Genomic DNA, 26,944 nt, shown 5'->3' with positions numbered 1-26,944 from the left:
CGGCGGGCGAACCCGCCGGGGTCTTCGTGATGTGGTGAGGGCCGCGCCGCAGCGTCCTCGCCTATGCGAGAAAGCCGCCGTCGACGTTGAGTACGGCCCCGGTGATGTAGGAGGCGGAGGGACCGGCGAGGAACGCGATCGGGGCCGCGATCTCCTCGGGGCGGGCGTAACGGCCGAGGGCGATGCCCGGGAGGAACCCGGGCGCGTACACGCCGTCGGCGGGGTTCATGTCGGTGTCGGCGCAGCCGACCTGGACGACGTTGGCGGTGATGCCCCTGGGCGCGAGGTCCCGCGCCACCCCCCTGGTGTAGGCCGCCGCGGCGCCCTTGGTGGTGGCGTAGTCCGCGACGCCCGGCCATCCGGCGCGCACGCTGACCACGGAGCCGACCGTGATGATCCGGCCGCCGTCCTCCATCACCCTGGTCGCGGCGCGGATGGTCGCGACCACGCCGCTGTAGTTGACCGCCTCCTGGTGGGCGTACGCGGCGGCGTCGCCGGCGGGCCCGTCGACCGGGCCCAGCACGAAGACGGCGGCGTTGTTCACCAGGATGTCGAGCCGGCCGAAGCGCTCCACGACCGCGCCGATCAGTGTCTCCACCTGGCGAGGGTCGGCCTGGTCGGCCCTGAACGCCGCCGCGCGCACGCCCTTGGCCTGGAGCTCGCCCACCACCGCCTCGGCCTTGCCGGCCGAGGTCGTGTAGCTGACGGCCACGTCCGCGCCGTCGCCGGCGAGCGTGCGGGCCGTCGCCGCGCCGATGCCGCGCGATCCACCGGTGACCAGCGCGACCTTGCCTGTGAGTCCGTTCATGCTGCTGCTGCCTTTCTCCCGGTCCGCTCGCGGGAGGCTGGTTCCTACGGTGGTGCCGGGACGGGAAAGCCGGGCGCCGACCCGGCGCCCGGCTTCCTCCGGCCGGTTCAGGGGTGCTCTGGCCGGGCCGGGAAGGACCCGAGGTGGTCGAGGACCACCGCCGCGAGGTCGCCGATCGAGCGGCCCTGCAGGAACACCGCGGTCGGCAGGGTGACGTCGAGGTCGAGCGTGACCCGGTTGCGCAACTGGACCGCCATCAGGGAGTCGAGGCCCAGCCGGTGCAGGCGCTGCGCCGGGCCGACCTGCTCCCGGGGAAGCTGGACGATGTCCGCGATCTGGGCGCAGAGATAGGCCGTGACGAGGCGTGCCGCGGCTCCGGCGTCGTGCTCGGCGAGCATGCCGCGGGTCAGCCGGGATGCGTCGGCGGCGTCCGGTGTGGAGTCCGCCACGAGTTCGCTGAAGAGAGAGGAGGAGCGCAGGGCGGGGAAGTAGTGCGTCCACATGACGGGGTCGAAGGACATGACGCCCGCCTGGGCGGGCGGGTCCGCGAGCAGGCGCTCGAGGGCCGTCAGGGCGTCCGCGGGATCGAACCCGGCGAAACCGCGCTGATCCAGGCGGAGGTCCTTGCCGGCCTTGGCGACCTGTCCCGTGCCGCTCCACTGCCCCCAGTTGACGCTGAGAGCGGGCAGGTTGTTCGCCCGCCGATGCCATGCCAGCCCGTCGAGGTAGGCGTTGGCGGCCGAGTAGTTGCCCTGGCCCGGCGAACCGATCAGGGAGGCCGCGGAGGAATAGAGGAGGAAGAAGTCGAGGGGCAGGTCGCGGGTGAGCTCGTGCAGGTTCCACGACCCGTCCACCTTGGGCGGCATCGGGGTGAAGAAGCGGGTGCGGTCGAGTTGCGCGAGCGTTCCGTCGTCGAGGACGACGGCGGAGTTGACGACTCCGCGCAGAGGCGGCATGGTCCGGCCGATCTCGTCGAGCAGGCCGGCCAGCCGAGCCCGGGAGGTGATGTCGGTCGCGGCGAGGTGGACGCGCACGCCGTGGTCGGTCATCGCGGCGATCCGATCGGCGGCCTCGGCCGGCGCGCCGGTCCGGCCCACGAGTACGAGGTGGCGGGCGCCGTGCCGGACGAGCCATTCGGCGGTGAGCAGACCGACGCCGCCGAACCCGCCGGCGACGAGGTAGGTCGCGTCGGAGCGGACGGGGACCTGACGCGCGGCGGGCAGCGGCCGGTGCCGGAGCCGCGCGGCGTACCTGCGGCCGCCCCGCAGGGCGATCTCGGTCTCCGCCCCGTCGGCGCTGATCTCGGCGTGCAGGGCGCGAAGCTCGTCGGGGCCCGGGTCCGAGGAGAGGTCGACCATCGAGCAGCGCAGCTCGGGGTGCTCGTAGGGAACCACGCGGCCGAGGCCCCATACGGCCGTCTGCCCGGGGTCGACGTCGCCGGTCCCGTTCGGGGCCTGCGCGGCGGTGGTGACCAGCCAGAGGCGGGAAGCGGGCTGCAGGCCGAAGGTGGTCATGGCCCTGACCAGGCACAGCACGTCGAAAGAGCTCTCCAGGGAGCCCGTTCCCCAGCCGGGGGCGTCCGCGGCGGCCAGGTGCACGAACGCCTTCGGCGGCCAGAGGCCGTCGAGCTCCCGCTGCTCGACGAGCCTCTTCCAGTCGGCTTCCGACGCGGGATCCAGCTGGTAGTGGTCGGGGCCGAGTCGCCGGTAGCCGTCGCCCGGCTGCACCAGGACGGTGTGATCCCCGCGTGCGGCGAGAGTGGCGCGCAGCCGGGCCCCGAGGGCGGAGCCGTCGGCCACGACCAGCCAGTTCGCCCGCTCCGCCGCCGGGCCGGTGAGCGGTTCCAGCTCCGTCCACTCCACCCCGTGCAGCAGCCGCCGCGCCTTCTGCTCGGCGACCTCGGGCGGATCCGTGACCAGCCTCCTGAGCCGGAAGCCCTCGACGGTCGCGAGCGGCCGGCCGGTCTCGTCACCGATCAGGACGTCGAACTCGACCAGGTCGTCGTCGAGCGGCGCGGACGTCCGCACGGCACGCGACCACAGGCGGCGGCCCGCCTCCGGCCGGGCGTGCACGCGGCAGCGCGCGGTGCGCACCGGCAGGTAGGTGTCCCGCGCGGCGCCGGTGTCGCCGAGCAGGGTCATCACCGGCTGGAGGGCCGAGTCCAGCAACGCCGGATGGAAGACGTAGCGTTCCAGGTCGCCCGCGATGTCGTCGTGCACGGTGAGCTCGGCGGCGACGGCTCCATCGGCCCGGCGGAGGGCGGCCACGCCCGCGAACGGCCCGGTCTGTTCGATGCCACGATCATGCTGGGCCGCGTAGTGCGCGGCCACGTCGACCGGCTCGGAGTGACCGGTGAGATCGGGGACGCCGGCCACGCCGTCCCGCGGGTCAGGCGGGCACGGGCGCAGCAGCGCGGCGGCGAGCCGGATCCACTGCGCGGGCGCGCCGGGGGAGGAGCCGGGTTCGGCGGCGAAGCACGCCCAGCGGCGGCTCCCGTCCTCGGCCGCCGCGTCCAGGCGGGCCTGCAGGCGGCGGGGAGTGCCGGCGGTCAGGAACAGCGCGCGTTCCATGAGCAGGTCCTCCACCTGGAAGGGCTGGTCGGGACAGGCGTCCCGGCCCGACGCGAGAGCGAGCTCGTGGTAGGTCGTGCCGGACAGCATCGGCATCCCGTGCACGCGGTGGTCGTTCAGGTAGGGCAGCCGATCGAGGTCGAGTTCGAGGTCCCACAGCAGGTGGTCGTCGGGCGCCAGCCGCAGCGGCGTGCCGGTGATCGGGTGGCCGGTGCGGTCCGGGCCGGCGGGCCCACGTGCGGCCCGTGCCGGGTCGGCGTGTCTCCAGTGGCGCCGGTGCTGCCACGGGTAGCCCGGCAGGGCGACGTGGTGCGGGCCGTAGGGCTGCATCAGGGCGAAGTCCACCTTGCGGCCGGCGACGTACAGCTCGGCCGCGGCCTCCAGCAGGGAAGTACGGCCGGGCGTGTCACGGGTGAGGGCGGTGACCACGATCCCGTCCCGGCCGGTGTGGTGCAGGTTCTGCCGGACCGCCCTGGCCAGCAGGGGATGAGGGCTGAACTCGACGAAGGTGTCGAACCCCGCCTCGGCCAGCTGCTGGACGGCGTCGGCGAACAGCACCGGCTCGCGCAGGTTGTCGACCCAGTAGGCGGCGTCCATGTCCCCTCCCGGCAGGAAGCGGCCGGTGACCGTGGAGCACAGCGGGATGTCGCCCTCTCGGGGGCGCAGGGGGGCGAGAAGCTCAAGGAGGGGCTCGCGCAGCGGATCCATCTGCGGGCTGTGCGAGGCGAAGTCCACCTGCACCCGCCTGCCGAACACGCCCTCGGCGTCCAGGTCGCGCAGGATGGCGTCGATCTCCCGCGGCTCGCCGGCGAGCACGCACGAGGTGGGGCTGTTGCTCACCCCCACGACCACCCTGCCGCCGTACCCGGCCACCCGCTCCCGGGCGCGCTCGTACGGCAACTCGACGGCGGCCATCGCGCCATGCCCCCCGGCGATGGAGCGGGCGAGCCCGCTGCGGCCGCAGATGATCCGGGCGGCGTCGTCGAGGTCGAGGATCCCGGCCACGTGCGCGGCGGCCACCTCGCCCATCGAGTGCCCGATCACCGCGTCGGGTTCGAAGCCCCAGGAGCGCCACAGGCGGGCGAGCGCCACCTGCACCGCGAAGATGACCGGCTGGGCCACGTCCGCCCTCGTCAGCCGGGAGGTCTGCGGAGCCGCGGTGAGCTCGTCGGTCAGTGACCAGTCGACGTACGACCGCATGGCGCGCTCGCACGAGGCGATCGTCTCGGCGAAGACCGGTTCACTGTCGAGCAGGTCACGGCCCATGCCGGCCCACTGCGCCCCCTGCCCGGGGAACACCCAGGCGGTCCGGCGCCGCTCCGCCGTCCGGCCGGTCTCGGTCTCGCCGCTGTACGTCCCGTCCGAGGGGCCGTCCGCGGCGAAGGCGTCCAGCCTGGCGGCGGCCTCCTCCCGGGTGCCCGCGACCACCGCGCACCGGAAGTCGTGGTGGGTGCGCCGTACGCCGGCCGCGGCGGCGACCTGCTCCAGCGACGCGGAGCCGGTACGCAGCAGGTCGCGGTAGCGTCCGGCCAGGGCGGCCAGCGCCCTCGGATGGCGTGCGGACAGCGGCAGCAGGACCGGCCGGTCGTCGCCTTCGGCGGGCGCCTGAGGTGTGGCCGGCGGCTCCTCCACGACGATGTGGGCGTTGGTGCCGGTGATGCCGAAGCTGCTGACCCCGGCCCGCCGAGGGCCGGACCCCTCCGGCCACGGCCGGCCCGTGTCGCAGACCCGCACCCGCAGGCGGTCCCAATCGATCGCGGGATTGGGGGTGGTGAAGTTGAGGCTGGCCGGGAGCCAGCCGTGCTTGACGCACAGCACGCTCTTGATCAAACCGGTCACGCCGGCCGCGCCCTCGGTGTGGCCGAGGTTGGTCTTGACCGAGCCGACCAGGAGCGGCCGATCGGCCGGCCGGCCCCGGCCGAGGACCGCGTCCAGAGCGGTGATCTCCACCGGGTCGCCGGCGCTGGTGCCGGTCCCGTGCGCCTCCACGTACGCGACGCTCAGCGGGTCCACCCCCGCGTCGCGGTAGGCCGCCTTCAGCCCGGCCGACTGCCCGGCGATCTGGGGGGCCATGAAGCTCTCCCCGTGGCCGTCGTTGCTGGCGGCGCCGCCACGCACCAGGGCATGGATCCGATCGCCGTCGGCCAGCGCCCGCGTGAGGGTCTTCAGCACGACGACTCCCGCCCCCTCGCTGCGGACGTAGCCGTCGGCGCGGGCGTCGAAGGTCTTGCACTGGCCGTCCGGCGCCATCATCGACCCCTGCGAGAACCCGATCGCGTGGTCGGGGGTGAGGATGAGGTTGACCCCGCCGGCGAAGGCCAGGTCGCATGATCCGGCACGCAGTGACTGCACGGCGAGCTGGATGGCCACCAGTGAGGAGGAGCAGGCCGCGTCGAGGGCCACGCTCATGCCCGACAGGTTCAGGGCGTAGGAGATGCGACCGGCGTTGCCGCCGCGGGTGCTGCCCGTGACCGTGTGGACGTCCAGCTTGTCGGGAACACCCGACTGCCGGTCCCAGTAGTCGCTGGTGATGACGCCGGTGAAGACCGCCCCGGTCAGGCCGGGCATCTGGTCGAGCGTGAGGCCGGCGTCCTCGAACGCCTCCCAGGCCACCTCCATCATCATGCGGTGCTGCGGATCCATGGCCGCGGCCTCCCGCGGCGAGATGCCGAAGAACTCCGCGTCGAACTGGTCGACGCCGGTGACGAACCCGCCGTAGCGGGACGACAGCTTCCCCGAGGTGCCGGGAACCGGGTGGTAGACCTCCTCGACGGGGAAGCGGTCCGGGGGGACCTCGGTGATCATGTTCTCCCCGCGGCGGAGCAGTTCCCACAGCTCCTGCGGGGAACGGGCGCCGGGCAGCCGGCAGGCCATGCCGATCACGGCGATCGGTTCGGAAACGGGCTGAGCTTCGCCGATCGAAGTCATCCTGGAGGCCCCTTTGTTGCTGGTGACGGAAAGCTGAGGAGTCCACGGGCGCACACCGGAAGGCGGCGCGGTCATGGAGAGCACGGGGTGGGGGCGAGGCGAGCCTGTCGTGCCGCCGAGCAATGCGCCGACGGAGGTCTCTCCCCTGGAGCGGTCCTCCGGGCACGGACCACGATGCCCGCCGGCACAGGGAAACGGCTTGGGGCACTTGCGGACAAGCAGATGACCTTGAACAGCGGCCGGGCGCACCTGGTCACAGGTACGTCACGGTGCTGCTGCGCGGCGAGTCCGGAGGCCCAGCCCGCCCGGCGCCGTCGGCAAACGAATCCCAGGACGCCCAAGGACGACAAGCGGATCGTGAGCGCGGCGGCTCAGCCTGACGGGGTCTCAACCGATCGGCTCGGCACTCCGGGCCGAGCCGTTTCACAAGGAGAGTGACGATGCCCTTCATCGAGCCGGGACTGAGCCTCAACCACAACGAGACCGTCCTGCGGGAGGACCGCCCCCAGGACGACGCAACGCCCGGCCTGATCATGAATCACAACGAGACCGTCGTGACGGACACTCCTGGCCTGAGCCTCAACCACAACGAGACCGTCCTCGCCTGACCCGCATGTAGCAGTCCGAGGCGGGCGGGCCGGCGCTCCGGCGCGAACGCCTCCCGCCCGCCTCGGACCCAGGAGAAGGCGAGAACGACAGATGCGATCGGTGCCGGTGCGCGGCCTGATTCCACAACTTCCCCGGCGGGCGTGGCTCATCCTCGGCGGCGACGCCGTCTCCGCGCTCGGCACCGGGCTGACCCTCCCCTTCTTCCTCATCTATCTGAATCAGGTGCGCGGGATCGAGCTCGGCACGGCCGGGCCGATCCTCTCGACGGTCGCGGCCATGGGACTCATCGGAAATCCCGTCGGCGGCCTGCTGACGGATCGCTTCGGAGCGCGGTGGCCCGCCGTGACCGGTCTCGTCCTCGCGGCAGCCGGCACGGCGGCGATGATCGGTGTCAGGTCGGCCTGGCAGGGATTCCTCGCGGCCGGCCTGTACGGGCTCGGCGCCGCGATCACCGAGCCGTCCTTCCAGGCGCTTGTCGGCACGTCGGTTCCCACCGACCGGCGCTCGCAGGTGTTCGCGGTCCGGCACGCCTCCCTCAACGTCGGGCTCGGCGCCGGGGGGCTGCTGGCCGCGTTCACGGTGACTTTCTCCTCGGCCCAGAGCTTCGTCACCATCTATCTTCTGGACGCGGTCACGTTCCTCGTCCTCGCTGTGGTGATCTCCCTGGCGACGCGCGGACACCGGCAGGCGTCGCCGGTCGCCGCCGGCGACCGGCGAGTCCCGCCGGAGCCCCGGGCAGCCCGTGGATACCGGGAGATACTCACCGACCGGGTCCTGCTGCCCATCTGGTTGTCGGTGGTGGGGGTGTTCGCCTTCGGGTACGCACAGCTCTACAGCGCGTACCCGATATTCGCCACCCGGACCGGCGGGCTCGACGCGGCCGGGCTGCAACTCACCCTCGTGGTGAACACGGTCACGGTCATCCTCGCGCAGCTCGTCGTCCTCCGCCTCATGGACGGCAGACGCCGCACCCGGGGGTTCGCGCTCTCCGCCGCGCTGATGGCCGCCGCGTGGCTGATCGTGCTGTGGGCCGCGACGGGAACGGCCGGATCGTCCGCGCCGGCCGGCTTCGCCGTCGCGATGTTCGTGTTCGCCGTCGGGGAGACGCTTCTGTCCCCGACCCTCCCGGCGATCGTCAACGACCTGGCTTCGGACGCGACGCGCGGCCGGTACAACGGGGCCTACAGCCTCGCGGGGACGGCCGGGGTCGTCATCGGACCCGCGGTGGCGGGGACCGTGCTCGGCGCCGGTCACGGACCGGCTCTGTTCGCCTGCATGGTCCTGGTGCTCGGCCTCGTCGCGTTGCAGGCGTTCCGGCTCGAACGCCTCCTGCCCGCCGCGGCGAACCTTGTCGCCGCGACCCCGGCCGGCTCCGCCGTCCAGGTGGGACGGGGAGAGGGGACGCGTGATGGATGACGGCCCCCGGCACGGCGCGACGGAGCCGGCCGGGCCGGACGCCCGCCTGCTCCTGCTGACCGGGCTCGGGGAGTCGCTCCGGCGAAGCGGCCGCTACCGCGATGCCGAGACGACGCTCAGGAACGCGCTGACCTTCGCCGAGGAGGCCTTCGGCCCTGACTCCCTGGACGTCGGGCGCGTCTGCAACAGCCTGGGCGTGCTCTACAAGTACATCGGACGATTCGACGAGTCCGAGCGGTCGTACCGGCGCGCGCTCGGGATCGTCGAGGCGCACCTCGACGTGGCGCACCCCTTCGTCGCCGACATCAACCACAACCTCGGCGGGCTGAACCACGCGCGCGGGACGCACGCGCGGGGCGAGCCCTTCGCCCGCCGGGCGCTGGAGATACGGCAGCGGGCATGCCGCCCCGACCACCCGCAGGTCGCCGCCGACAAGGCGGCGCTCGCCGCGATCCTGCACGAGCTCGGCCGGGACGAGGAGGCCGAGCGCCTGTTGCGCGACGCCCTCGCCGTCTTCGAGAGGGAACTCGGGGCCGATCACTACGAGGTCGCGTCCGCCCTGAACAACCTCGCCGCCATCCAGTACGCGAGGGGAGAGCTGGACGCGGCCGAGTCGGCGTACCGCAGGGTCCTCATGATCAAGGAGACGCTGCTGGGCCGGTCTCACCCCGAACTGGCGGTGGCACTGAACAACCTCGCCATGACCGTCTGGAAGCGGGGCAGGCCGCGGGCGGCCGCGTCGATCCTCCGGCGGGCGGTCGCCCTGCTCCACCACGAGGTGGAGCGGGAGCAGCCGGTCCGGCTGGCGTGCCTGCGCAATCTCGAGTCCTGTACGCGGTCACTGGAAGGCGGAACGGTCGCCGACGACGCACCGCCAAGCTGACCGCCGACGGTCCCGGGGTCAAGCCGGGATGAACTTTGACAAGGAGGCCAAACGAGCCACAAGGGCGATGGGACACCCTGATCGCTGTCCCGCGGATCCGGCACCGCGACACGCAGCGCCGGCAGTCTGCGGAACCACCAAAGGCGGGCCCTCGCCTCTACGTCCCCCCGGCCGCGCCTGGTGCGCGGCCCTGCTCTGGAGAATCTTCCTTGACGTGGTTACTCAGCCGCGCCCTCGCGAGGCGGGCGGCGATTCCCGCGCTGGCCGCGATGCTCAGCACCCTCGCCGTGCCCGCGCCCGCGAGCGCCGCACCCACACCGTCCCCGGCCACTGCGGCCGCGTCCGCCGACCCTCCGGCCAAGATCACGGATCTCGGCTCCCTCGTGGGCACGGGCGGTACCGTCACCGACGTCAACAACAAGGGTGACATCACCTGGGCGGTCGGGGACCCCCATTGGGACAACGGTCGTCCTCAGGCCAGGCTGTCTTCCGCCGGATCTGTGACGGATCTTCATGCGCTCCTCGGCCTCGACCCCAGTAAGGACGTGAGCACTCCCTGGGAGGTCAGCGACGACGGCTCGGTGGTCGTCACCACGTACGGCTACAAAGACGACGTCGGACAGAAGGTGTATCTCGTCAAAGCCGGCAAGATCACTCCCCTGGGCAAATGGGCGGTCGCCATCAACGACCGCGGTCAGGTCGCGGGCGATCATGTACGCGATCCCGACGGCTCCGAACTCAAGCTCGAAGCGTTCAAGGGTCAGTACGTGGAGGCTTCGGCGCTGAACAACTCCGGGTCCGTCGTCGGCTGGGCCGACATGGACCCCGGTGCGCCCACCCTTCTGCGTGCCTTCCGGAGCAGGCCCGGCGAGCCTCTCGATCTCGACCGGGACGAGCTCGAGGTTCCCGGCGCCTACAAGACCCGGGCCCTCGCCGTCAACGACAAGGGTGAGGCCGCCGGCTACGTGGACGAGAAGCCGTGGGACATTCCCATCATGTGGGACAAGAACGGAGGGTCCCACAAGCAGGACATTCCGGATGCGTACGGCGGCCAGGTAGAGGCGATCAACGAGGCCGGCGTCGGCGTCGGGATGATCAACATCAGGGAGGACAGCGGCAGCTACTCCGCCCACGCCGCTCTGTACCAGGGCGGCGTGGGAACCGATCTGAACACCCTGCTGCCGCCGGGTTCGGACTGGACCCTGAAGGATGCCACCGGCATCAACGATGTCGGCCAGATCGTCGGCATCGGCCGGCCCGCGGGATCGGACGTGGACCACGCCTTCCTGCTCGACCTGGGATCCCAGAAGGTCCGGATCGAATCGCTGGAACTCGACACCGTGGTCTACCCCTCCAACAACTGGGTTCCGGTGCCGGAGCGGGGGACGGTCGAGGGCAACCTGGTCCGTGCCACGGTCACGCTCCACAACCCCAACGACATTCCGGTGCGCCGGACGCTGGAGGTGGTCGAGGACGGCACCGGGAAGGTGGTGCGTGACGGCCGGTTCGAGGTGACCATCCCACCGAAGGACACGGTCACCAAGCGGGTGTCCTGGGATACCACGGGTCTGGCCTGGCATGATGGTCAGCCGTCTTCGAACCGCTCGGTGACCACCCGGGTCCTCAAGAACATCGAGGATGAGAGCAAGGCGACCAAGCCGATCGTCATCCGGCCGCTGCCTGTGGTGATGGTGCACGGCTGGAACAGCAGCGCCCTCACCTGGAGCAAGTACTCGGCGTTCCTGAAGTCCGCGCATCCGCTCTTGACGGGCAAGGCGGCCGGCACTCTCAGCACCGGCATCAAGGCCCTTCCGAACCTGGCGACCTATCCTCTGCCGTTGAACGCCGCGATGCTGGGCCAGACGATCGACGAGGTACGCACCGCCGAGGGTGCGCACCATGTGAACCTGATCGCTCATTCGATGGGCACGACGATCAGCCGTGAGTACATCGCCCGGGAGATGAAGCCGGTCGAGGACGGCAAGCCGGTGGTGCGCCGCCTGATCGCGATGGGCGCCCCGAACGCGGGAAGTCCTTGTGCCGACAAGCTGGTCCAGTTCATGCAGAAGGCGAACGAGCGCATTCCTTGGTATCCCGCGACGTGGGAGAACACCATGGAGTACATGCAGCATGAGTTCAACCCGAAGACCACGAATCTGAAGGGTGTGCTGTTCTCCAACCTGGTGGGCACGGGCAAGCCGCTCGCGTGCGGGTGGAGGTTCGGCGGGGACAAGGTCCCCGAGCCCGATGCCGATGTGCGCAACGACGGTGACAGGATCGTGCCGGCGTGGAGTGCCCGACACGGGGTCGAGGACACGCCGACCATGGAGATCGCCCACACGAGCATGACCGGCTCGCAGGAGGCCTTCAACGACTACGTCAGGCCGCGGCTCGTGTCGTTGCTGTCCGATGACCTGCCCGGGCTGCGTGGGGCGGCTGCCGCTGCCGGTGAGGAGAAGGCCGAAGCCACCGCCGGTGGTGAGAGCTCGATCTTCGCCTCGCTCGAGGCCACGGTGGAGCCGGGCAAGACGGCGAGCGTGCCGGTGGAGGTGCCGGCGGGCACCGAGTTCGGCGTCGTCGGAACGCTGCCGGAGACGGTGGGGCTGGCGCTGCGGGACCCGTCGGGCAAGGTGGCCGCGCAGTACGCGGCGGGCAGCGAGGAGGCCATGGAGGTCGTCCAGGGGCTGAGCGTCGATGCGCCGCAGGCGGGGGCGTGGAAGCTGGAGATCACCAACACGGGTGCCGAGCCGGTCAAGGCCGAGCTGGGTGCCTGGATCGTGGACAACCCGGTGAAGGTGACGGCCACGGCCGAGGCGTCGCAGGACGGCAAGGTCGCGGTGAAGGCGGCCGTGACCGACGGCGGCCAGCCGGTGGCCGGGGTCGCGGTGCGGGCTGTCTTGACCCTGGGGGACGGCACCCGGAAGGAGGTGCCGCTGAAGGACGACGGGAACAGCGGGGACGAGGCCGCCGACGACGGCAAGTACGGCGGTGTCACCGAGGAACTGGCCGACGGCTCGTATCCGGTCACGGTCGTGGCCGGGACCGGTAAGGGCGAGCGGTCCACGCTGGTGCCGGTGACGGTGGCCAAGCCGGACACCCGCGAGTTCGCGCTGAAGTTGTCGGCCGGGCCGGGTGGTTCGGTGTCGGCGTCGCCGGCGCAGGACACCTACCCGGTCGGGACGAAGGTGAAGGTGACCGCGACCCCTGAGGAGGGGTACATCCCGATCGCCTGGGTGATCGACGGTCAGGAGCGGGGCGCGGGTGAGCTGACGGTCACCATGGACGGCCCGCACACCGTGGAGGCCAGGTTCGGCGCCTACAAGGTGACCGAGATCGGCGCGCTGCCCGGCTACACCGCCGATCGGACCGAGGCGGTGGCGCTGAACGACCGTGGTCAGGTCGCGGCCACGGTGGGAACCTCTGGTGGCGATGACCGGCGGGCCGTGCGCTGGGAGGCCGGTGTGTTCACCGACCTGGGCGGCCTGTCGTGTGAGGGTTCGGGCAAGGCCCGCTGTCCTTCGGGCGCCACGGGCATCAACGAGGCCGGCGACGTGTCCGGCTGGGCCGAGAAGTGGGAGAACAACGGGTCCTGGGAGCATGCGGTGGTCTACCGCGGCGGTTCGGTCACCGACCTGCATCCGGGGCACGAGCCGTCGACCTACAGCTTCGCAGAGGATCTGAACGACAACGGTCAGGTGCTCACCGCTGTGGACAGGTGGCACGACATCACCTACGGCTACTTCGGGATCTGGGAGCGGAGCGGCTTCGAGCGGATCCCCGACACGCCGCTGCGCTTCTTCGGCGGTGCCGTCAACGACCGGGGCGTCGTCGCCGGTTCCGTCGTGAAGGAACGGGACCCCGGTGGCAACGTCGTCGATCGTGAACCGGCCGTTCACGCCAACGGTGTGAGCACGCTGCTGGAGATCCCCAAGTGCACGACGGACGAAGGCGCCGCCGTGGACGTCAACGCCGGCGGCCTGCTGGTCGGCTACGGCACGTGCACGGCGGACGGTAATTACACCCAGCATGCCTATACGTGGAAGGACGGTCAGCGCACCGACCTGGGTGAGGGCAGCGCGGTCGCCGTCAACGATCACGGTGTGGTGGTCGGCTACCACGGCGCGCACGACTCCGCGAGGCCGGCGGTGTGGGTGGATGGTGCGCGTTACCACCTGGACGACCTGCTTCCCCTGCCGAAGTGCGCCGGGAATGTCATGCCCTGCATGGGCGTGACCTCGATCGCGGACGTCAACTCCTCGGGCCAGATCCTGGTCCGCGGGTTCATCAAGGATGGGACTTCGCAGGGGGATCGGTCCTACCTGTTGACTCCGTCCACTCCACGGGCGGACCTGGAGGTCACGCACAAGGTCTCGCCGGCCGTGCTCGGTCCGGGTGCGACCGTCACGTGGACGAGCACCGTGACCAACAAGGGCTCCGACACCGCGACCGGCGTCCAGCTGGATGTGGTCGTCCCTCCGGTCGAGGGGGCGGTGTGTGAGACCTCGCGGGGGCTGTGCACCCCGTTCAAGAGCGGCAGCGGGTTCCGCAACACGGTGAAGGTGTTGGAGCCGGGCTGGAGCGCCACCGTCACGGTGACCGCCACCATCCCCTCCTACGTCGCCGACGGTGTCGCGATCAAGACCTCGGCGACGGCGTACACCATGGAGGTGACGGATCCCGCGAGGGGCAACAACAAGGCCGAGGCGACCGCGACGGTCCGCCACGCGTTGAACCGCACCAAGCTCACCTTCGATGATCCTGTGCGGATAGGGGCCACCAGCCTCCCGCTGGAGGTGAAGCTGACCAACCACGGCACCGCCGACATGCCGGTCACCGCGGTCACGACCGATGGCCCGTTCGGGCAGACCAACGACTGCCCTGTGTCGCCCAAGAAGCTCGCGCCGGGGAAGTCGTGCACGATGTGGGTGACGTTCAGCCCGACGCAGTTGGGGGCGGCGAGTGGGAAGCTCGCCGTCATCACCGATGGTGATCACCCGTCGTACGTGATGACTCTGGCCGGTCGGGGGATCGAGAGCAACGCCGATCCGGTGGTCGGGGCCCCGGCGGGTGAGTTGACGGGGGTGGTGGGTCAGCCGTTCACGTTCACGGTGCCCTACACCGACGGAGACACGGGCGACACCCACACCGCTGAGATCTGGTGGGGCGCGGAGTGGGGTGACTGGGAGCCCCGAAGCGAGGTCAAGGTGACGCCGAACGCCGGTGGTGGTGGCGGCACTGTCACCGTGACCGGGACGTTCACGGCCCCGACCGAGGGGCGGGCCCTCGTGATCGTGACCGACAACAAGGGCGGCTACGGCGTCAGCGAGGAGGGCATCCACTACGTCATCGAAGCCCCGCCGGCCGCCAACATCGCCCCGGCGGCGACCGCGGGCGGGGATGTGAAGCTGACGGTGAACGAGAAGCTCCAGCGGGCGGTGACCTTCTCCGATCCCGGTTCGGACGCCTGGACGGCGAGTGTGGACTACGGCGACGGCACCGGCCCGGTGGCGGTGACCCCCAAGGGCGGCCAGATCAGTCTGGAGCACCTGTGGGCCACGGCCGGGACCTACCCGGTCACCGTGACGGTCCGCGACAACGGCGGCCTGCAGACTGCGGCGAAGTTCACCGCCACGGTCGTCGCCGGCGAGACGCCGGACCAGGCGCCCAAGGTGAAGCTGTCGGGGCCCGGCAAGGTCACCGAGGGCGGCACTTGGCAGGCGACCGGGTCGCTGACCGATCCCGGGTCGAAGGCGTGGACGGCGAGTGTGGACTACGGCGACGGCACCGGACCGCGGCCGCTGCCGGTGGAGGGCGAGAAGCTGAAGCTGGAGCACGTGTTCACCGACAACGGTGAGCGCACGGTCACGGTGAGGGTCACCGACGATACGGGCGCCACCGGCACCGCGCAGCTGAAGGTGACCGCCGCCGGCGCCGCGCCTGTGGTGAAGCTGGCGGAACCGGCCGCCGAGACCGTGGTCGTGACGGGCACCCCGGTCACGCTGAAGGCGTCCTTCACCGACCTGGGCACCGCCGACACCCACACGGCCGTCTGGACCGTCGACGGCCGGAAGGTCGCCGGCGCTCTGGCCGAGCGCGAGGGCGAGGGCGGCACCACGCGGACGCACACCTTCACCAAGCCCGGGCGTCACCCGGTCACGGTGACGGTCACCGACGACGACGGAGCCGCCACCAGCAAGAAGGTCTACGTGCTCGTGCAGGCCAAGGGCGCTCGCTGAGCGGTGAGGGCCGGCCCTCCGGCCAGGCACCGACCGTGAAGGGCGTCATCCGGATCGGCGACGACCACAGCTGAGTGTGCCCGCGGGCTTCCGCCACCCAGGCGGAAGCCCGCGACTCAGCCATCCGATCTCCACTCCCGCCACGGACGGGAAACGACGACCCCGCCGGCTCGGACCGGCGGGGTCGTCGTTCGCAGATCAAGCCGTGTCGGTTCGCAGCCGATAGACGTGGGTCTCGATATTCAGGCTGATCTGGCACTCCGTGGCGAAATAGTGCTGCTGCGCCTCTTCGAAGATCTCCGCGCAGCCGGGCTGTGTGCGCACGAAAGAGAGCAGACTCCATGCGTCCGCTTTTCCGAGCCGGATCTCGTCCTCGCCGAAAACCGGTCGGGCGCCTCCGCCGTCGCGAACCGTCGTCGAGAACTGCCGGACGAGCTCGAAGCCGAATTCCTGGGCCCGCCTCGGCAGGTCGTTCAGGATCAGCCGGTCGCCGGCGTATGCCCGGTTGTAGGCCTGCATCATCCGCCGGACGACCTCCGGGCCGGCGAAGGTGGCGTCGTTGGCGTCCACGACGTACAGCAGGCCGCCGGGCCGGAGAATCCGTCGCATCTCCAGAAGTGCGAGGTCGGGGCTGCGGAGATGGATGAACACGAAGCTCGCGGTGATCACGTCCCGTGACGAGTCCGGCTCGTCGGTGGCGTACGCGCTGCCTTCGCGGAAGTCGAGTTCCGGGTATGCCTCCCGGGCCCTCGAGAGCAGCTCGGCGGCGGGTTCGACGCCGCGTACCCGATAGCCGGCAAAGGGCGCCTCCTCGGCGACCGCGGCCAGGTAGTCTCCCGGCCCGCTTCCGATGTCCAGCAGTGACGCGGGTGCGGGCGGGAAGGGCGTCATGGACAGGCGCTGTCGCTGCTCGGCGAGCATCACCTGGCCTTGGGAGGCCAGGCGGGGCGCCTCGGTCTCAAGGCGTAGTTCTCGCAGATAATGGTTCTCCGCCCCCAGACCGGTCACCGCCAAGAGGTCCGCGCGCTTGTTCTCGGCGAGAAAGCGGACCAGGGAGGGCACGGGAATGCCGCCGGCGGCGGAGTACTTCCTGGTGAGATCCCGATGTTGCAGGTAGAACCTCTCCAGTTCCTCTTCGCCTTCGACCTTCATCACCACGAGCGTGTCCGCGCCCGCGCCGACCTGGGCGTGATAGCTGAAGTTCCTTCTCGCGTAGCGGTCGACGAGGTGCAGGAGCGAGTCGGCGTGCACGTAGACGAAGAACCGGGCCGGCAGCAGTGACTCGCTGATCTGCCGCAGCATGGAGGTCCCGATCTCCGCGGTGAGCAACCGGCCCCGGTATTCCGGGAGTTCCACCCGCATGCCTATTCCGACGCTCGGCCCCTCCACCCTGGACAGTGCCAGCGCGTCCAGTTCAGGGGCGCCCGGCTCGTAGACGTACGCGGAAATGGCCGCGACGATCTCTCCGCCGGACACGGCGCAGAGGTGGAGGCCGTCCGGATCGCGGTCGCGATGGATTCTCTTCTCCGGCCAGCTCATCTCCTCCATGAACACACGCCTGCGCAGGGCGAGCATCCCATCCGCGGCTTCGTCCCAGGTCATCCACTGTGCCGTCAATTCCCTGCTGTCATCCATTTCTGCGGTCCTTCCGGTAGCGCTTGGAGGTGGTGAGAGGCGGAAGAAAGGGGCCACTCGTCGATCAACCCGCCCTCGTTCCCGTGGACGCCGCCGGCTCGGCCTCGTTAGGCAGCGGGAAGGCGCGGCACAGCTCCCGGACGGAGGCGGTCACCCGCTCGCGCACCGGGTCCGGCAGGGTGATCCCACCGCCGGGCAGCAGGACGACGTGGGCGAGCACCGTGTCGATCAGTTCGGCAAAGCGCTCCATCTCCGACGGGCCCATCCCGCGGAGCGAGACGCTGTTGCTGCCCAGACGGACCCCGCTCGTCGTCGTGGCCCCACGGGTGTCGCCCGGAATCTTGTCCTTGTTGACCAGAATGTCGCAGAGCTCCAGGGCCCGTTCGGCATCGGCGCCGGTGAGGCCGCCCGGCACGCGGAACAGCACGATGTGGTTGTCGGTCCCGCCGCCCACCACCTCGTACCCGCGGCCGGCCAGCGACCGGGCGAGCGCGTCGGCGTTGGCGCGGATCCGCCGGGCCAGGTCGCGGAAGGCCGGGTCCAGCAGCCGGCCGAGCGCGCGGGCCTTCGCGGCGATGGTGTGCACCTCGGGAGAGCCCTGCAGCAGCGGGAACACCGCGCTCTGGACGCGCTGGGCCAGGGTTCGTACGCCGTCGTCGCTGAGCACGTCCGCGTCGCGGCCCATCATGATCAGCCCGCCGCGCGGACCGTACAACTGCTTGAACGTGCATGTCGTCGTGAAGTGCGCGGCGTCGATGGGGCTCGGGTGCAGACCGGCGGCCACCAGTCCGGCGATGTGGGTGACATCGGCCAGAACGTAGGCGCCCACGTCATCAGCGATGGCGCGGACACGGTCGAAGTCGATCAAGCGGGTGTAGGAGGTGGTGCCGCAGACGATCAGCCGGGGCCGGTGCGCGCGGGCGAGATCGCCGAGCTGCCGGTAGTCGATCACGCCCTCGTCGTCGACTCCGTACGTGTGCGCCTTGAAGAGTCTGCCGCTCAGGTTGACCTCCGCCCCGTGGGTGAGGTGGCCGCCCTGGTCCAGGGACATGCCGAGGATGGTCTCGCCCGGCCGGAGCACCGACTGCATCACGCTGTGGTTGGCGAAGCTGGCGCAATGGGGCTGGACGTTGACGTACCGAGCGCCGAAGACCTGTTTGGCCCGCTCGATCGCCAGCTCTTCGACCTGGTCGACGTGACGACATCCCGCGTGGTAGCGCCTGCCCGGGTATCCCTCGGCGGTGACGTTGACGATGCTGGACCCCGTCACGGCCAGCACACTGGTGTCGGTGCCCCCGCTGGAGGCGACCAGGGACAGCGACTCCGTCTGGCGGCGGTGCTCGCTTTCGAGCAGATCGAACAGCAGGGGGTCGTCACGGCGTAACTTGGCGACGCCCTCGCTCAGGCAGCGGCCGAGCGCGCTCTCCTTCATACGTGCCTTCCTGTGCTTCCGGCTCACCAGGCGTGGTCGATCTCGGGCATGACGGGTGGCGCCCGGTGTCGACCCTGAGGGGAGGGGCGCAGCCGCGCCGCGCGGACCGCCAGGGGCGAAGGTAGGGGGGCCCGCTTGTGGCCGGCTTGTGACCGGGGACCCCACCGGCGTGCGCGAAGCAAGAACTCACAAGCGGACCGCCACCGGCCTCGATGTCCTCATCGCCGAGAAGACGCTGTGGCCACATGTGAGCCGCAAAGCCGATGCTGAACAGTCGTCCGCATGGAACTCGACGCCTTCGCCCTGGGCCGGCCCCCGTGCAGCGCGGCGCCGAGCCTCGCGCAGGGACCAGTCGTCGGCGGCGCGCTCGCGTAGCAGAGCCTGGCGTCGAGGATCTGCGGCGCACGTACAAGGGCCGCCGCTGACTGCTCACACCATCAGGTGGAGCAGGTCGTTCAAGCGGGCGCAAGGGGTGACAAAGGGCTGAAGAGAAGCACAAGCGGCGCCCGCGAGACTGTCGGCAGGCCATAAGGCATGGCCTGTGCAACCAGAAGGGGGAAATGCCGTGCGTGGCATTCTCAAGATTGACGACCTTCCTGCGGGTGTTTCCGAGCTCTCCGGCTCGGACCTTGACACCGTCGCGGGGATCGACATCGTGCTCGACGACGGCTCCGTGATCACGGCCGGCATGGAGCCGGGGACGGGCTTCACCTGCACGGCGTTGCGCAACGGCAAGAGCGGGGACTGCAAGCAGAGCTGACCGTCGTGAAAGTCGCGGGGAAGCCGGCGTCCACGGACGCCGGCTTCCCCGCGTGACGACGAAGGAGCACTTCAGACTGTGTTACTGATCATTAGCGACCACGGCGACGACTCGGTCCACGCCGTCCTGTCCAAGCTGCGTGAGCGCGGCGTGCCGACGCTGTGGTGGGACGAGGCGGACTACCCGGAAGCCTCGACCCTCACCACCAGCTACCGCGACGGCCGCTGGCGGCAGACGCTGACGTACCGGGGCGAGGAACACGACCTGTCGCGGGTGACAGCGGTCTGGCATCGCCGCCCCGGCCGGCCGTCGGCCCCGGCCGTGCGGGACCCGTCGCAGCGCGAGTTCGCCGAGCACGTGGCCGGGCACGCCCTCGCCGGCGCGTACGACCTGATGACGCGAGCGCGGTGGATGCCCGCCCGGCCGGCGCACCTCCAGGCGATCGACAACAAGCTGCTGCACCTGTACCGGGCCGTTCAGCTCGGCTTCACCGTGGTGGACACGGTGGTGACGAACGACCCGGCCGAGCTCGTCCCGGCCTGGACCAGGGCCGGTGGCCGGCTCATCACCAAGGCGCTGAGCTTCCGGACGTTCACGCTCGACGGAGAGTACGGTCACCTCTACACCACCCCGGTGCCGCGCCGGCGGCTGTCCGGCCGGCACCGGTTGCGTTACGCGGCGTCGATGCTGCAGCCCAATGTGCCCAAGGCGTACGAGCTGCGGGTGACCGTCGTCGGCGAGCGGGTCTTCGCCGCGCGCATCGACTCCCAGGCCTCGCGGCTGACGACCGTCGACTGGCGGCACTACGGCGATCCCAAGGTGGGCTACTCGGCCTACGATCTCCCGGCGGAGGTCGCGGAGCGGTGCGTCCGCCTGGTCGCGGAGCTCGGCCTGAGCTTCGGCGCGCTGGACCTCATCGTGACCCCGGACGGCCGGTACGTCTTCCTGGAGCTCAACGTCGACGGGCAGTGGGCCTTCATCGAGACGTTGACCGGCCTGCCCATCGCTGACGCCATCGCCGGCTGGCTCACCACCCCGACCGGCTACGAGGAACCCACCGATGTCCACTGAGCAGATCACGCCCTCCTCCGAGACCCGCGCCGCCTTCGCGACGGAACTCGCCGAAGCGGTGGCGCTGTTGCGTCAGCTGCCGAAGAACCTGCCCGACGAGGCGCGGCGACGCGTACGCACCTGGTCGGAGGAGCGGCCGTGGCTGAGCGCCGAGCTCGTGGTCGATCAGCCGCCGGGGTCCACCAGAGCCGGCTACGACCTGCTCCTGGAGCACCCCGCCGGCGGTACGGTCGCCCTGTCGACCGAGGTGGACGACGGCATCCCCTGGCTGGTCGACCACTCCACGCACTGGGCGGCGGGGCAGGTCCTCCGCGTCGACGGGCACGACCTGTCGATCGCCGCCGCGCTGTCCACCATCCGCGCCTTCGGCGCCCGCGACCGGCAGATCCACGAGCGGCTGGTGGACCATTGCATCCTGCTCGGGGAGATGAGGAGCGGCGAGGGGCCGCTCACGGACGCCGAGACGCAGCGGGCGGCCGATGAGTTCCGCCGGCGTCGCGGGCTCGACACCCGGGAGCGGACACTGACCTGGCTGGCCGAGGCCGGCCTGTCCGAGGAGGCGTTCTGGCATCACGTCAGGGCGCAGGCCTACGTCGCACGCGTCCGCGATCGCTTCGCGGGCGAGCCCGCCCGGCGTCACCTGGCCGAGCACCCCGAGGAGTTCACGCTGCGGCGTGCCGCGTGGGTGACCGGGGTGCGGCCGGAGGTGGTCGGCGAGCTCGCCGACGGCCCGGTGGACGGGTTCCTGGATCGGGCCGCCGCGGCGGTGCGCTCCGCACGGGTGCGCCTGGAGGCGTGCACGGCCCTCACCCCGCGGCTGCCCCAGCCGATACGCGAGCTGCCGGCCGGGCAGGCGGTGGGGCCGGTTCCGGTCGAGGGCGGCTACCTGGCCGGCGTCGTGTACGAGGTCGTCCCGCCCTCGCCCGGCGACCCGGAGGTGCTCGACGCGGCGCGGGACGCGGCCTACCAGGCGTGGCTGGACGAGCGGCGGCGCTCCGCGGACATCAGGTGGTTCTGGCTGTGAGCCGGCGGGTGCCGCTGCGGATGCAACTGACCCGCAGCGAGTGCGGCGCGGCCTGCCTGGCCATGGTGCTCAGCGCGCTGGGCCGTCGCACCGGTCTCACCGAGATGCGCGAACACCTCGCCGAGAGCGTGGACGGGGTCAGCCTGCGGGAGATGATCCAGGCCGGCGCCCGGTTCGGGCTGCGGCTGCGCGCCTGCCGCGCCCCGCTGGACGCCGTCGCGCGGCTGCCCGCGCCGTTCATCGCGCTGTGGAACGACAACCACTTCGTCGTGGTCGAGCGCGTGACGGCGCGCGGCGTCACCGTGCTCGACCCGGCCCGCGGCCGGCGCCGGCTGCCGCACCAGCGGTTCGAGGCCGGTTACTCCGGCACCGTGCTGCTCGCCGACGCCCCTGCCGGGCTCGCGCCCGCCGCCGCGCCCTCGCGTCCCTGGACCGTGCTGCGCCCGCTGCTGACCCCGGTGCTGACGAGCCGCAAACTGGTCGCCGCCGTGCTGCTGTCCTCGCTGGCGGCGCAGGCCCTCGGCCTGGCGGTGCCGGTGTTCACCAAGCTGGTGGTGGACCGGCCGCTGACTGTCGACGTCACGGCGCTCGCGGCGGCGGCCTGCTGCGTCGTCGTCACGCATGCGCTGATCGCATGGGTACGCGCCCGGATACTGATCGCGTTGCAGACGTCGGTGGCCGCGGAGGTCATGCGCGAGCTCGTCGGTCACACGCTGGCCCTGCCGTACCGCTTCTTCCAGAGCAGGTCCAAAGGCGACCTGCTGAGCCGGCTGGGCGGCGTGACGGTGCTGCGCGACCTGCTCACCGATCAGTCACTGGCCTTCCTGTTCGACCTGCTGACCGCGGTGTCGTACCTGACGCTGCTGTTCGTGGCCGCGCCCTGGCTCGGGCTGCTGACGCTGGTGACGGCTCTCGCCCAGGCCGCCGTCGTGCTGGGCACGGCCCGTCGCGGGCGGCATCTGGCCCTGGCCGCCGTGCACAGCAGTGCCGCCACCCAGGCCGCCCTGGTGGACAGCCTCGCGGGCATCGAGGCGATCAAGGCCACGGGTGGGGAGGCCGCCGCCGTCAGCCGCTGGCGTGAGCAGCACGACGAGGAGCTGACCACGAGTGCGGCCCGCAACCGGCACGTGGCCGGGGTGCAGGCCGCGAGCAACGCGCTGGGGATGGCGCTCGACCTGGGGTTGCTGGTGGCCGTGTTCGCCACCGCCGGGCAGGGGGCGTCGCTGGGCGACCAGCTCGCCCTGGTGACGCTGGCGGCCGCCGCGATCACGCCGCTGAGCTCGTTGCTCGGCATCACCTACCAGCTCCAGCTCGCCGGCGCCCACGTCGGGCGGATCGCCGACCTGATGAGCGCGACGCCGGAACGCGTGGGCGGGACCCGGCCGGCGGGCGGGCTGCGCGGCGGCGTGGCCGTCTCCGGTCTGTCCTCCGGCTACGACTCCCGCGCCCCGGTGCTGCGGGACATCTCGCTGCACGTCCCGCCGGGCGCGCGGGTCGCGATCGTCGGCGCGTCGGGATCCGGCAAGACGACGCTCGGCCGGGCGCTGGTCGGGCTGGTGGAGCCCGCCGCCGGGCAGATCCGGTTCGACGGGATCCCGCTGGAGGAGATCGACCTGCGCTGGCTGCGGAGGCAAGTGGGAGTCGTCACCCAGCAGCCGCACCTGTTCGCCGGCACGATCCGGGCCAATATCGCCGGTTTCGCTGAGATGAGCCGGCAGGCCGTCGAGGAGGCCGCCCGCCTGGCCGAGATCCACGACGAGATCGTCCGGCTGCCGCAGGGCTACGACACCGACATCGGAGAGGGCGGTGCGCGTCTGTCCGGCGGGCAGCGTCAGCGGATCGCGCTGGCCCGCGCGCTCGCCGGCCGGCCCAGGATCCTGCTGCTCGACGAGCCGACCGCCAGCCTGGACGGCGTCACGGAGGAACGCATCCGCCGCAATCTCCTGCACCTGGGCCAGACGCAGATCGTCATCGCCCACCGCCTGTCCACCATCCGGGACGCCGATCTCATCGTCGTGCTGGACCGGGGCCGTCTGGTCGAGGCCGGCACCCACGACCGGCTCATGGCGTACGGCGGCTACTATGCCGGCCTGGTGCGCTACCAGCACAGAACGGCGGGGCAGCAGGTCCGATCCTCGGCCAGGTGAGGACCGCTACCGGGATGCCGCCGACGGCACCGCGACCGGCTCGCCGAGCAGGAGTGCCGTCTCTCTCGCCCGCGTGCTCCACCAGGTGAGCCCGTTGCGGGCGGCAAGGCCGGCCAGCGTGGCCAGATGCCGGGCGGCCGCGTCGCGGTCACCCACGGCCTCGGCCAGCCGGGCCAGGAAGAAGTCGACGGGCCCCAGCGTGACCACGGCGGAGCTGACCGCGATGGTGCCGCTGTAGGGCAGCAGTTCGGCGTAGGTCGCCCGGCAGGCGCGGACGTCTCCGACCGCAGCCTGCGCCGCGCCCTGGAGGCAGGTCATGGTGAGCCACGACCAGTCCCGCACCCGTTCGGGCCAGCCGCCCGCCGCCAGCCGGCGCGCCTCGGCGGCCCGCCCCTGCCGGATCAGCAGCAGGACCCGCAGGTCGTGGTCGGCAGAGGGATGAATGCCCGCGATCGCCTCGACGAGCGGCCCGGCCTCGGCCAGGGTGCCCCGGTGGTAGTGCAGGATGAGCCGCCCGGCGGTCACCACCGCTTCGCCGTGCCACACGCCCAGCCGGCCGGCCAGCCGGCCTGCCTCGCGGTACTGGGCCTCGGCGTCGTCGAACCGGCCGGCCAGGACGAGCCGGTTGGCCCGCCACAGCGTGTGCTGGAAGCGCGGCCAGGGTAGCGGCAGCCGCTCCAGCAGCGTGTCGCAGCGGGCCGCGGCGTCGTCCGCGCCCGCCACGTCGAACGCCTCCAGCCGGTGGTGACTGAAGATCATGTGCGCGAGCAGCTCGAAGTCCGGTTCCCCGGCCCGTACGGCCGCGTCGAGCAGGTCGGCGGCGATCTCCACCGGTTCGGGGGCGTGGGCGGGCAGCGCGGGCAGCGACAGGTAGCGGGCGTTGAGCATCCGCACCAGCAGGCGCGGATCGCCCAGCCGGCGGGCCATCTCGACCGCTTCGATGGCCAGGGCGTCGCGGCGCGGGTCGTCGGTCGCGTCGTACAGCTCCTCGGCCAGGACGCCGAGCAGACGGGCCCGCGTGGGGCTGTCGGTCGCGGGCAGGTCGCGCAGCGCGGACTCCAGCCGGTGCACGAGCCGCAGGTCCACCGCCTCGTACGGGTCGCGCAGCGTCCAGATCGCGGGCGCGTCGAGAGCGGTGAGAGCCCGGGCGGTCGGCTCCGGCCCCGCCGCCGCCCTGTCGGCGGCGTGGATGGCCCGGGCCCTGGCCTGCCGCGCGCCGACCGCGTCCCCGGAGTCCAGCAGCGCCCGTACCTGACCGAGCAGCAGCTCCAGATGGTCGAGCGGGTCGCCGGCGCGGGCGCCGTGCGCGGTGATCGCCCGCTTCCACCACATCGCGGCTTCCTCGTAGGCCAGGCGCAGGCCGGCCTGCTCAGCCGCCGCGCGCGCCCATCGCACCGCCTCGCCGTAGGCTGCGGGACCGGCCTCGACCGCGTGGTGCGCGATGACGGCCACGTCGGCGTTCGGCCGTGAGGACAGGGAGACCATCACGCCGCGGTGGATCGCCGCCTTGCGCAGGGGCGGGAGGTCGTGCACCAGGGTGTCCCGGACCAGGTCGTGTGCGAAGGCCATCCGGCCGTCGCGCGGGACGACCAGCCCGGCCCGGACCGCCTGGTCCAGCAGGTCGCAGATTTCCTGATCGTCGGATACCTCGGATCCCTCGCGACGGGGAGCGGCTTGTGCGCCGCAGATCTCGGCGACCGCCGCGGGGTCGAAGTCACGGCCGAGTACCGCCGCGACGCCGAGCACCTCGCCCGCCCGCCGCCCGAGCGCGCCGATCCGCTGGCGGACCACGGTGGCGACCGCGTCGGGCACCGCGTCGAGCGGGCGGCCCTGGGCGAGCAACCGGACGCTTTCCCTGACGAAGAACGGGTTCCCTCCGGTACGGTCGGCCAGCCGCCTGGCGGTGACCTCGTCCACCGTCGCCTTCATGCCCGCCGCGATGACCCGCACGGCGTCCGTGTCGAGACCGTCCAGGTGGACGCGCCGCAGGTCGTAGCGGACGAGGCGGGTCAGCAGCTCGTCCACGGGCAGCCCGGCGCCGGCGGCCCGTGACTCGTCCCGGTCGCGGAAGGCCGCCACGATCTTGAGGGGCGTCTTCGCCGCCGGCCTGCTCGTCAGCATGATCAGGTCTTTGAGCAGTTCGAGCGAGGCCGGGTCGGCCCAGTGCAGGTCGTCCAGAACGACGATCATCGGCTGGTTACGCGCCGCCGCCAGCAGCCAGTCCGCGACGGCCTGGTTGCGGCGCAGCAGCGCGGCGGAGGTCGGGCCCGCGGGCTGCTCGTCGTCAAGGAGACCGGCCAGCGCTGCCCGGTCGGCGGGCGGGTGATGGCGGGCGAGCGTGTTCAGCACCCGCAGCCACGGCCACAGCGGAGGCGCCCCCCGCAGATCGAGGCAGTCGCCCCACAGCACGAGGTGGCCGAGGCCGGCGCAGTGCTCGCCGAACGCCTCCAGCAGGAAGGTCTTGCCGATGCCCGGCTCGCCGGTCACCGCGGCCACGGCCACACCGCCCTCGTCCAGCAGCTCCCGAAGGGCCGCGAGCTGCCGCTCCCGGCCGGGTACGGGCCGGCGCCGCTCGGACGGGGCCGCCGCCGACAGCACCGCGGCGGCGCGTACGGGGTCCAGGGAGTCCACCTGCCGGAGGATGTCCTCCTCCAGTGCCCGCAGCTCCGGTCCGGGGTCGAGCCCGAGCTCTTCGGCGAGCCGCTCCTTCGCCCGGCGCAGCACGGCCAGCGCATCGGCCTGCCGCCCGGTGCGGTACAGCGCCAGGGCCAGCAGACTCCACAGCCGCTCGCGCAGCGGGTGCTCGAACGTCTCCGCCTCCAACCCGCCGATCACGAGATGGGGACGGCCCAGGTCGATCAGCGTCTCGGCCCGGCGTTCGACGGCGGTCATCCGCAGCTCGCACAGCCGGGTGACCTCGGCGAGCGCCCACGGCCGGTCGGCGAACTCGTCATAGGGGACGCCGCGCCACAACCGCAGCGCCCTGTCCAGGTGGTCGAGCCTGTCCTCGGCCGACTGCACCTCGGCCCGCTCCACCAGCCCGGCGAACTCGATCGCGTCCACGTCCCCGGTGGCGAGCAGGTAGCCGGGCTGCCGCGCGACGAGGAGCTGTGGCGGCGCGCCGCGCGGCCGCTCCGGCTCCAGGACGCGGCGCAGATTACTGATGTACGAATGCAGCGTCGGCAGGGCGGTGGCCGGCGGCGATCCGTCGTACACGTCCGCGATGAGCGCATCCGTGGAGACCACGGCGCCCCGTGCCAGCAGAAGCCGGGCCAGCACCGCACGCTGGCGCCGGCCGCGCAGCTCCACCCGGCCCCGGTCATCGTCGCAGGCCTCCAGTGCCCCGAGCACCCGGAACCTCACGCGCGCTGCCCCCATCGCCGATCTTCCCCCATCATCGTCTCCGCGTGCCGGCGCGCCCCACG

The 26,944-nt window shown here is 71.8% G+C and carries 13 protein-coding genes; 8 read left to right on the top strand and 5 right to left on the bottom strand.

Features of this window, described 5'->3' with window-relative positions; all coding sequences use genetic code 11:
* Window positions 1–61: 61 nt before the first annotated feature.
* Entirely contained in the window at window positions 62–808 is a 747-nt protein-coding gene (locus tag ABD292_RS46620; RefSeq protein WP_344219490.1) for an SDR family NAD(P)-dependent oxidoreductase, read from the bottom strand.
* A gap of 107 nt (window positions 809–915) precedes the next feature.
* Window positions 916–6,306 (bottom strand): type I polyketide synthase, encoded by a 5,391-nt coding sequence (locus ABD292_RS46615; RefSeq protein ID WP_344219488.1) that lies wholly within the window; start codon window positions 6,304–6,306, stop codon window positions 916–918.
* A gap of 440 nt (window positions 6,307–6,746) precedes the next feature.
* On the opposite strand from ABD292_RS46615, the gene ABD292_RS46610 reads away from it, so the two are divergent.
* From ABD292_RS46610 to ABD292_RS46595, 4 genes are all read left to right on the top strand, one after another.
* Entirely contained in the window at window positions 6,747–6,914 is a 168-nt protein-coding gene (locus tag ABD292_RS46610; RefSeq protein ID WP_344219486.1) for a hypothetical protein, read from the top strand.
* Window positions 6,915–7,005: 91 nt separating this feature from the next.
* On the top strand, window positions 7,006–8,331 hold the full coding sequence (locus tag ABD292_RS46605) for an MFS transporter (protein WP_344219484.1): 1,326 nt from the start codon (window positions 7,006–7,008) through the stop codon (window positions 8,329–8,331).
* Window positions 8,324–9,214 (top strand): tetratricopeptide repeat protein, encoded by an 891-nt coding sequence (locus ABD292_RS46600; protein ID WP_344219482.1) that lies wholly within the window; start codon window positions 8,324–8,326, stop codon window positions 9,212–9,214. Before ABD292_RS46605 ends, ABD292_RS46600 begins: the two co-directional genes overlap by 8 nt.
* 209 nt (window positions 9,215–9,423) lie before the next feature.
* Entirely contained in the window at window positions 9,424–15,450 is a 6,027-nt protein-coding gene (locus ABD292_RS46595) for a PKD domain-containing protein (protein ID WP_344219480.1), read from the top strand.
* A 198-nt stretch (window positions 15,451–15,648) separates the two neighbouring features.
* Here the strand turns inward: ABD292_RS46595 and ABD292_RS46590 are convergent, their stop codons facing one another.
* Window positions 15,649–17,085, bottom strand: coding sequence for a methyltransferase domain-containing protein (locus ABD292_RS46590; RefSeq protein ID WP_344219478.1), 1,437 nt, complete (start codon window positions 17,083–17,085; stop codon window positions 15,649–15,651).
* Between the two features lie 64 nt (window positions 17,086–17,149).
* Window positions 17,150–18,517: a serine hydroxymethyltransferase gene (locus ABD292_RS46585; protein ID WP_344219476.1), complete on the bottom strand. Its 1,368-nt coding sequence runs from the start codon at window positions 18,515–18,517 to the stop codon at window positions 17,150–17,152.
* A gap of 565 nt (window positions 18,518–19,082) precedes the next feature.
* On the opposite strand from ABD292_RS46585, the gene ABD292_RS46580 reads away from it, so the two are divergent.
* The 4 genes from ABD292_RS46580 to ABD292_RS46565 all read left to right on the top strand — a co-directional run bounded on the left by ABD292_RS46580 (window position 19,083) and on the right by ABD292_RS46565 (window position 23,519).
* Entirely contained in the window at window positions 19,083–19,277 is a 195-nt protein-coding gene (locus ABD292_RS46580; protein ID WP_344219474.1) for a hypothetical protein, read from the top strand.
* Window positions 19,278–19,355: 78 nt separating this feature from the next.
* Window positions 19,356–20,348 (top strand): MvdC/MvdD family ATP grasp protein, encoded by a 993-nt coding sequence (locus tag ABD292_RS46575; protein WP_344219472.1) that lies wholly within the window; start codon window positions 19,356–19,358, stop codon window positions 20,346–20,348.
* Entirely contained in the window at window positions 20,338–21,372 is a 1,035-nt protein-coding gene (locus tag ABD292_RS46570; protein ID WP_344219470.1) for a TIGR04500 family putative peptide maturation system protein, read from the top strand. Before ABD292_RS46575 ends, ABD292_RS46570 begins: the two co-directional genes overlap by 11 nt.
* Entirely contained in the window at window positions 21,369–23,519 is a 2,151-nt protein-coding gene (locus tag ABD292_RS46565) for a peptidase domain-containing ABC transporter (protein WP_344219467.1), read from the top strand. Before ABD292_RS46570 ends, ABD292_RS46565 begins: the two co-directional genes overlap by 4 nt.
* A gap of 6 nt (window positions 23,520–23,525) precedes the next feature.
* Here the strand turns inward: ABD292_RS46565 and ABD292_RS46560 are convergent, their stop codons facing one another.
* Entirely contained in the window at window positions 23,526–26,897 is a 3,372-nt protein-coding gene (locus ABD292_RS46560) for an ATP-binding protein (RefSeq protein ID WP_344219464.1), read from the bottom strand.
* Window positions 26,898–26,944: the final 47 nt, after the last annotated feature.

Source organism: Nonomuraea bangladeshensis (genome assembly GCF_039529455.1).
In the GTDB taxonomy this organism is placed as follows: domain Bacteria; phylum Actinomycetota; class Actinomycetes; order Streptosporangiales; family Streptosporangiaceae; genus Nonomuraea; species Nonomuraea bangladeshensis.
Note: the sequence above shows the minus strand (reverse complement) of the source record. Positions and strands in the feature narration are given on the sequence as shown.

Bases quoted from the DNA above. Each gene is read 5' to 3' on its own strand.
- ABD292_RS46615 (WP_344219488.1), bottom strand. From the start codon at position 6,306: ATGACTTCGATCGGCGAAGCTCAGCCCGTTTCCGAACCGATCGCCGTG.
- ABD292_RS46610 (WP_344219486.1), top strand. From the start codon at position 6,747: ATGCCCTTCATCGAGCCGGGACTGAGCCTCAACCACAACGAGACCGTC.
- ABD292_RS46585 (WP_344219476.1), bottom strand. From the start codon at position 18,517: ATGAAGGAGAGCGCGCTCGGCCGCTGCCTGAGCGAGGGCGTCGCCAAG.
- ABD292_RS46570 (WP_344219470.1), top strand. From the start codon at position 20,338: ATGTCCACTGAGCAGATCACGCCCTCCTCCGAGACCCGCGCCGCCTTC.
- ABD292_RS46590 (WP_344219478.1), bottom strand. From the start codon at position 17,085: ATGGATGACAGCAGGGAATTGACGGCACAGTGGATGACCTGGGACGAA.
- ABD292_RS46620 (WP_344219490.1), bottom strand. From the start codon at position 808: ATGAACGGACTCACAGGCAAGGTCGCGCTGGTCACCGGTGGATCGCGC.
- ABD292_RS46560 (WP_344219464.1), bottom strand. From the start codon at position 26,897: ATGGGGGCAGCGCGCGTGAGGTTCCGGGTGCTCGGGGCACTGGAGGCC.
- ABD292_RS46605 (WP_344219484.1), top strand. From the start codon at position 7,006: ATGCGATCGGTGCCGGTGCGCGGCCTGATTCCACAACTTCCCCGGCGG.
- ABD292_RS46600 (WP_344219482.1), top strand. From the start codon at position 8,324: ATGGATGACGGCCCCCGGCACGGCGCGACGGAGCCGGCCGGGCCGGAC.